Here is a 7,851-nt window from a genome sequence, read left to right on the forward strand (position 1 = left end):
GTATTAAAAATAGTTTGCCATGTCTTAAAAAAGTTACCCAATGATAGCATCTAGAGTCTTGTTGACAGAGGATCTTGCCAAAAAATATTAGAGGTGTTCCGCCATTAAATATTTAATGGCGCCGCATCATGTTTAAGGGGTGTTAAAGGTGTATAAACCCAAAGTTTATATCACTAGGGAGCTTCCTGAAAGGGGACTTAAAAAAATTTTGGAACGATTTGACGCCGAAGTTTGGCCAGAGTATGGTCCGCCACCAAAGCAGATTATAGTTGAAAAGGTTAGGGATGTTGACGCGCTGGTAACTCTTCTTTCAGACAAGATTGACGCCGAGGTCTTTAATGCCGCGTCTAAGTTGAAGATAATTGCCCAGATGGCTGTTGGCTTCGACAACATAGATGTTGAGGAGGCCACTAGGAGAGGAATATACGTGACTAATACGCCGGGCGTTTTAACTGAAACAACGGCTGATTTTGCATGGGCTCTTTTAATGGCTATCGCTAGACGTGTTGTTGAAGCAGACAGATACGTGCGTGAAGGCGAATGGAAGGTGGGCTGGCATCCAAGCATGCTTCTCGGAAGGGATATTTATGGGGCTACATTGGGGTTAATTGGCGCTGGGAGAATAGGTTCGGCTGTTGCTAGAAGGGCTAAATGCTTCAATATGAAAATCCTATACTATGATGTTGTGCGGAACCCGCAAATAGAGAAAGAAGCAGGCGCGGTTTTTGTTCCCTTAGACACCTTGCTAAGGGAATCGGACTTCATAAGCATACATGTTCCATTGACAAAGGAAACTTACCATCTAATAGACGCCGAAAAGCTCAAGCTTGTTAAAAAAACAGCGTACTTGATAAATACTTCAAGGGGCCCTGTGGTCAATGAAAAAGCTTTGTACGAGGCGCTGAAGGAGGGGAGGCTTGCCGGGGCAGCATTAGACGTATTTGAGCAGGAGCCGTTACCTGCGGATAGCCCATTGCTTAAGCTCAACAACGTTATTCTGACACCGCATATTGCTAGCGCCAGCTATGAGACGCGTTCAAGGATGGCTGAGATGGTTGCGGAAAACCTGATAGCGTTCTTTGATGGGAAAGTTCCCCCGAACCTTGTAAACCCAGACGTGGTGAAGGTTAAGCCTCCCCCGGCCTAGTTCGGGTGGCATGAAATATGGGTGAAATCGGCTTAGATAAATCACTTATGAGGAAAGCCGAGAGTCTGCTCATTGAATTTAAGGGCGACGACTATGCATTTGGCGCGGAAGCCTTAAAAAGCTTTGATAGATACGTTGACAGGATTGGGAGAAAAACCGCGATCATAACTAGTGGAACCGGCATACGAGCTGGGATCGTTGATTTTGTGAGATCCTCCCTCAAAAGAAGGGGCTATGAGGTTTTAGGGGTCTTAGAGGGGGCTCGTCAAAACACGCCTAAAGAAGATGTTTATAGGCTTGCATATCAGCTAGTGAAAATGGGCTGTAACGGTGTTGTCGCTGTTGGCGGCGGTAGCGTAATTGATGGCGCTAAGGCGGCGTTAGTCTTAGCGCTGTATGGAGGGGTGATAGAGGATTATTTTGGAACAGGGTTGGTTTCAGCTAAATCGGGTGGAGAACGGGTTCCGCTGATAGCTATACAAACCGCCAGCAGCTCAGCCTCCCATTTAACTAAATACTCAAACGTAACCGACATGATGACTTTTCAGAAGAAGCTCATAATTGACGGGGCGATTGTGCCTAGAGCCTCAATATTCCAGTATGATGTCACGAGGAGCATGACGCCCGATTTAACTAAGGATGGGGCGCTTGACGGGATATCCCACTGCTGGGAGGTTTGGATGGGCGCTACTGGAAAAGCGAACTATGAGAAGATAAGTGAGGTAGCGTATGCTGGAATAAAGCTTATAGTGGAGGCTCTGCCAAGGGCCCTTAAAAACGATGAGGATCTTGAAGCTAGGTATGCTCTGGGGCTTGGAACAGATTTAGGCGGATACTCAATAATGCTTGGAGGAACTAATGGACCTCATCTCGGAAGCTTCTCGCTTGTCGATGTTCTTCCGCATGGAAGGGCATGCGCTGTTTTAAACCCGTATTACACGGTTCTATTCTCATACGCAATACAGGATCAATTAAAAAGGGTTGCCCGTATCTACGTTGACAACGGTTACCTAGATGAGAAAAAAATGAGTTTTGAGGGGAGAAGGCTCGCTGAAGCTGTCGCGGAGGGTATGATAAACTTCTTTAAGAGGATAGGCTTCCCAACCACGTTGAAGGAGGCTGGTGCAACCGAGAAACATATTGAAAAGATGGTGAGCGCTGCGAAGGATCCTCAGCTTAAGAGCAAGCTGGAGAACATGCCGATACCGATAAGGGCTGAAGCCGGGGATGTCGATAGGCTTATAAAGCCGACCCTAGAAGCCGCCTACACTGGAGACTTCAGCCTGATTCCTTCGCCGAAACCTTAGTCTAGCAGCCATCCTATTATCTCGCCAGGTTTCCGAGAACATCAAACTGCATTTCCTCCGGTTCCCCTAATATTTCTAGGCGCTCCGAGAGCTCCTTATCCTGCTTCACGACTTCACACAGGCTTTCCGATATCCACATGTATTCTAGCTCAAGCGTGTTTTTTATCCTGACAATCTTCGCTTTCTGCGGTTCTATTGGCCCGCAGCATCTTATAGCCATAAGTATAGCATCGCGGTCATTTGGCAGGAATGGCGGGATCTTCGCTGTCTCCGGCCACGTCGAAGTAAAACAGTTCACAAATGTTTCCTCGAAGTCTATCTTGGAGACCAGCCTTTTGGTTGTAATGTCCGCTAACCCTATCCCAACAGCGTTTCCACCAGACTCCTTGGTTAAGTCTAGAACAACTATTCTCTTGATCTTCGGCGTGCGGGGCTCATATTCCTTAGGCGAAGCCCAAAACCTGCCGATAACGTTGGTATCCATTCCGGTGCCGCTTATATTCTTCCCCATCTCATCAACTATCAAAACATCTATTTCCTTAAAGGGTATCCTAACCATCAAATCTTTCGCTATTTCTAGAAGTTTAGCCTCCTCTTCCTCGATCTCCTCAGGTTTTAAGGCTTTTATAACCGCTATCTCATGGCGCGCATTCTCAACTACCGCGACACCTAAGATTATTGGTGTTTCCCTCATGATTATCCTAGCTGCCTCCGGAATAAGCTTATGGTAACCCTCAAGCTGATACCTATGTATTATTTCAGCGCCCTTCTGCTTCCCCAAACCTACTGCCATCATCTTCATTAAGCCGCTCTCTATCCTGCCCTTAAAATCAGTGTGAGGCTTAACCCTATTAACAACGATTATCCCATCAGATTTTGCAGCGGCCCTGTCAACATACACCGGAGCACCATTACTTAGGCGCCCCACCTCCTCAACCTCCATGGTAGCCCATATCGGCGCGCCAACGGATTCCTGAGTTATCCCGAGACTTCTAAGGACGGCTATTTGGCCTTCAGGTGTTGCTCCACCGTGGCTTCCCATAGATGGCACAATAAATGGCTCGCCGCCAGCATCCCTGACCTCATCAACAATTGCTGCAACTATCTCTACTATATGCGCTATTCCACGGCTACCAACCGCAATAGCTATCTTTGCTCCGGGTTTAACCTTCTCCCTTAAGCCAGCCTTATTCAGCTCCTCCCTAAGGGCAGAAATATAATCATCTATCTTCGGAGCGTAGATTTTCTGCCGCACCCTAACCATCTTTGGAATAGATTCACCAGAACACCACATGAAGAATAAAGTTGCTTTTCCTCATAATAAATGCTTTTATCCCAGCGTTAGAGGCGTTTATCCGCAGTTGGCTGGTGGAAAATGAGGAGAACTCAGGGTGACCGGGCTTCCGCCACATCCTTCTTTCTAGGTTTCTTGAGGAGCCATGGGCTGACGAGAACCGCGGCTATTAAGGCCCCGGTTCCCAGCCCAATTGTTAATGGAGCGTAGTTGTTGTTTAGTGCCGCTGAAAAGTATGCTGTAACGTATCCAGATATTAATCCTCCCCAGCTCTTAGCGGTGTAGGTGATCCCATAATTGGTTGTTGAGTATCTTGGGCCGTAGAAGTCTCCGATGAGGGCTGGGTTAAACGCGAAGACCGAGCCTGCGAACAGCATCGTAAGCACAACAAAAGATGCAAACCCTATTGGATTAGAAGCTGTGAAGCTTAACGCTATCATCATGGCTCCTGCTAGGGTGTAGAAGAGCGTGGCTGTGATCTGCCTGCCTACATGGTCTGATATTAATCCGCCCAGCACCCTGCTGAAACCGTTCGCTAAAGGATAAGCTACTAGGGCGAGGCTTAACACATTAGCCGATATGTTGCTTGCTTTCGCCATCGGCACGATATGTGCGCCGAAGAGAAGCGCGATGGCCGCCATAATAGAGAACGAGATATAGATTAGCCACCATTGACCGGTCTTAAGCATTTCATGCCACCTCCAGTTCGCCGCGTCTCCTCCTTCCTCAAGTCTCTGTCTTTCAGATGTTTGTGCCGTTTCAGGGTAACTGTAGAGTAAGGTGAAAGGCATAATGAAGATCAACATTAGTATGCCGGTGTAGAGAAAAGCTGTTTTAACGCTGTAATTCGAGATCCACGATTGAATTGGAACATTGAAGATAGCTGTTCCGGCGCCGAAGCCGAAGGTGACTATCCCAGTGGCTAGCCCCCTTTTATCGGGAAACCATTTAACCGCTATAGATGTAGAGATACCGTAGAGCATTCCAACCCCTATTGAGCCGAGAGCATAATATGTATAGAGATGTAGTGGCGAACTCACCATGTAATTTAGTGAAAGGCCTAAGGCTGCTAGCAGACCAGCAAGTACCGCTATTTTTCTTGGCCCAAATTTATCAGCAAAGTATCCGGATAACGGCTGTACGAATGTGGCCGCATAAGTGTACAATGTGAAAGCTGCTTGAATCGTTGTCATCGACCACCCTAAATTAGAGTTTAAACCTGAAGCGAATAAAGACCAAGAGTACTGGTAAATAGCGATGAACATCATTACGATAACTGCTCCGGCCAGTAGAACCCACCTTCGCCTCATTCTAGTTACGTCCAAACAGATCACTTCGCCTAATCATCCAATAAATTAAGGAAAAGAAAACATAAACTAATGGAGAGCCCAGCTTAAATATTTGCAATTAATGAAAGAAGCAGATTTAGTTTCTTCACTTGTAAAGGAAGGCAAATATTTCGTCAACTAAGTTCGGCTCCAGTTTCTCGTAGGCCTCTGTGCTACCGACGTCGTACCAGAAGGCGTCTGTAAGGTATCCGTAAACGCTGGCCCCTTTACTTATCAGATACGGGATTACATCGCCCATAAGGTCGAGCTCAGATCTGCCGCTTGCCATTTTATCTACCTCTTTAAGAGCCTCGCCCTCCAGCGCCGCTATCGCTATACTGACAGGCTTATCTATTTTGGGTTTTTCTTGGAAGCTTCGAATTCTACTATCCACCTCCAGCTCAGCTACGCCTACCCTAACCGTAAATCCGCTTGAGAGGGCGACCGTCGCCACAGCTCTCTTCTCTCTGTGAAAGTTCAAGAAGTCTCGGAGGTTCATATTTGTTAAGATGTCCCCATAATATATAAGTAGGGTCTCATCAACATTCAGCATCCCCCTTCTATACGCGTTCACTATAGATCCAGCGGTCCCCTTTAATGACGGGTCATCGTAAACGTAGGATATATTAACCTCGAATCTAGAGCCATTATCGAAATAATTCATTATTTGCTCAGCCTTATAATCGACGAGAAAAACTAGGTCTCTTATACCATAAAATTTTAGCAGTCTAACCACATATTCAAGGAGAGGTTTCTGCATTTTACCAATGGGGATCATAGCCTTCTGAAAATAATAAGTTATCGGCCTAAGCCTTTTACCCGGCCCACCACATAAAACTACCCCTCTAACGCCACCCATAAGGCTTCCCCTCTATAAGAAGAAAGATGTCAAGGGGCATTTAACACTTACTCGTATCCGAGGATTAAATGGAGAGAAAAAGAATTTAAGAAAACTACAAAAACTCAATACGCTTTTATTCCCGCAAAAATAGACTTAACAAGCCCTTTATTCATTCTTACTAAACCTTAAATTAAGTGAGAAAAACTCTTTGAGTTTCACGGGCCCTAACACAACCCCCGCCACAATCATTGCTTCTTAGGAGGTGATCCGGCCGCAGGTTCCCCTACGGCCACCTTGTTACGACTTCTCCCCCCTCGCGAAGCCTAGATTCGACGCAGCCAAGAAACTGCGCCTCATCTAGGCCTCACTCGGGTGGAGCGACGGGCGGTGTGTGCAAGGGGCGGGGACGTATTCACCGCGGGTTGATGACCCGCGATTACTAGGGATTCCATGTTCACGAGGGCGGGTTGCAGCCCTCGATCCCAACTGAGGCAGGGTTTAGGGATTGCCTCCCCCTTTCGGGGTCGGAACCCATTGTCCCTGCCATTGCAGCTCGCGTGTGGCCCGGGGGATTCGGGGCATACTGACCTGCCGTAGCCCGCTCCTTCCTCCGCCTTAGCGGCGGCAGTCCCCCTCGTGTGCCCGACCCCCTTCCGGGGGCCGCTGGCAACAAGGGGCGCGGGTCTCGCTCGTTGCCTGACTTAACAGGACACCTCACGGCACGAGCTGGCGACGGCCATGCACCTCCTCTCAGCTTGTCTGGCAAGACCTTCAATCTGGCCTTCATCCTGCTGTCGCCCCCGGTAAGGTTCCCGGTGTTGACTCCAATTGAACCGCAAGCTTCACCCCTTGTGGTGCCCCCCCGCCAATTCCTTTAAGTTTCAGTCTTGCGACCGTACTCCCCAGGCGGCGGGCTTAACGGTTTCCCTGCGGCACTGGCGCGACTCGTAGTCGCGCCAACACCTAGCCCGCATCGTTTACAGCCGGGACTACCCGGGTATCTAATCCGGTTCGCTCCCCCGGCTTTCGTCCCTCACCGTCGGGCGCGTTCTGGCCGGCCGCCTTCGCCACTGGTGGTCCTCCCGGGATTATAGGATTTCACCCCTACCCCGGGAATACCGCCGGCCTCTCCCGCCCCCTAGCCTGACAGTATCCCCCGCAGTCCAACGGTTAGGCCGTTGGATTTAACGAGGGACTTGCCAGGCCGGCTACGGACGCTTTAAGCCCAATAATCGTCCCCACCACTCGGGGAGCGGGTATTACCGCGGCGGCTGACACCCGACTTGCCCTCCCCTTATTCCCCCAGCTGTTTACACTGGGGAAAAGCCGCCCTCAGCGGGCGGCACTCGGGGTAGCCCCGTCACGCTTGCGCGCATTGCGGAGGTTTCGCGCCTGCTGCGCCCCGTAGGGCCTGGGCCCTTGTCTCAGTGCCCATCTCCGGGCTCCCGCTCTCACGGCCCGTACCGGTTATAGGCTTGGTGGGCCGTTACCCCACCAACTACCTGATCGGCCGCAGCCCCATCCTCAGGCGGCTCTGGAAGCGTGGTTCCAGAGCCCTTTCGGTGAGGGACCATTCCAGGCCTCCTCACCTATCGGGAATTAGCCCCAGTTTCCCGGGGTTATTCCCGTCCTGAGGGTAGGTTAGCTACGTGTTACGGAGCCGTCCGCCGCGCCCTCCCCGTTGGCTGGAGGGCGCCGACTCGCATGGCTTAGTCCCACCCCGATAGCGGTGGGGTCCGGCAGGATCAACCGGAGTTGGGAAGCGGTCGCACTTATTTTTGAGTGGCGGGGGTTGGCTTTAAGCCCGCCTTGGACCTTAGCATTTCGGGCTAAGGTCCGCATTAATTGTGTCCGCAACTGGAGGTCAATGCTTCATTGGGAGGCTGAAACGCCTCCATTATCTGCATTGACGCCGCCATCGCGGACCTCGATAT

General features: G+C 49.9%; 5 protein-coding genes and 1 rRNA gene. 2 read left to right on the forward strand and 4 right to left on the reverse strand.

The genetic code is table 11. From position 1 onward, the window contains the following. Positions 1 to 148 precede the first annotated feature (148 nt). Together gyaR and QXR61_02350 are read left to right on the forward strand one after the other, a co-directional pair. A complete protein-coding gene (gene gyaR / locus QXR61_02345; GenBank protein ID MEM3756791.1) occupies positions 149 to 1,147 on the forward strand; it encodes a glyoxylate reductase in 999 nt (332 codons plus the stop codon). A gap of 17 nt (positions 1,148 to 1,164) precedes the next feature. After that, positions 1,165 to 2,454, forward strand: a complete 1,290-nt coding sequence (locus QXR61_02350) for an iron-containing alcohol dehydrogenase (protein MEM3756792.1) — start codon at positions 1,165 to 1,167, stop codon at positions 2,452 to 2,454. Positions 2,455 to 2,470: 16 nt separating this feature from the next. On the opposite strand, the gene QXR61_02355 is transcribed toward QXR61_02350, so the two are convergent. The 4 genes from QXR61_02355 to QXR61_02370 form a co-directional block, all read right to left on the reverse strand. Beyond that, positions 2,471 to 3,718, reverse strand: coding sequence for a lactate racemase domain-containing protein (locus QXR61_02355; protein ID MEM3756793.1), 1,248 nt, complete (start codon positions 3,716 to 3,718; stop codon positions 2,471 to 2,473). Positions 3,719 to 3,840: 122 nt separating this feature from the next. Continuing rightward, entirely contained in the window at positions 3,841 to 5,073 is a 1,233-nt protein-coding gene (locus QXR61_02360; GenBank protein MEM3756794.1) for an OFA family MFS transporter, read from the reverse strand. 109 nt (positions 5,074 to 5,182) lie between these two features. Beyond that, positions 5,183 to 5,935, reverse strand: coding sequence for a nucleotidyltransferase family protein (locus QXR61_02365; GenBank protein MEM3756795.1), 753 nt, complete (start codon positions 5,933 to 5,935; stop codon positions 5,183 to 5,185). Between the two features lie 239 nt (positions 5,936 to 6,174). Beyond that, a 16S ribosomal RNA gene (locus tag QXR61_02370) occupies positions 6,175 to 7,673 on the reverse strand. Positions 7,674 to 7,851: the final 178 nt, after the last annotated feature.

The sequence above is a fragment of the Candidatus Bathyarchaeia archaeon genome (assembly GCA_038882715.1).
GTDB lineage: Archaea > Thermoproteota > Bathyarchaeia > Bathyarchaeales > DTEX01 > DTEX01.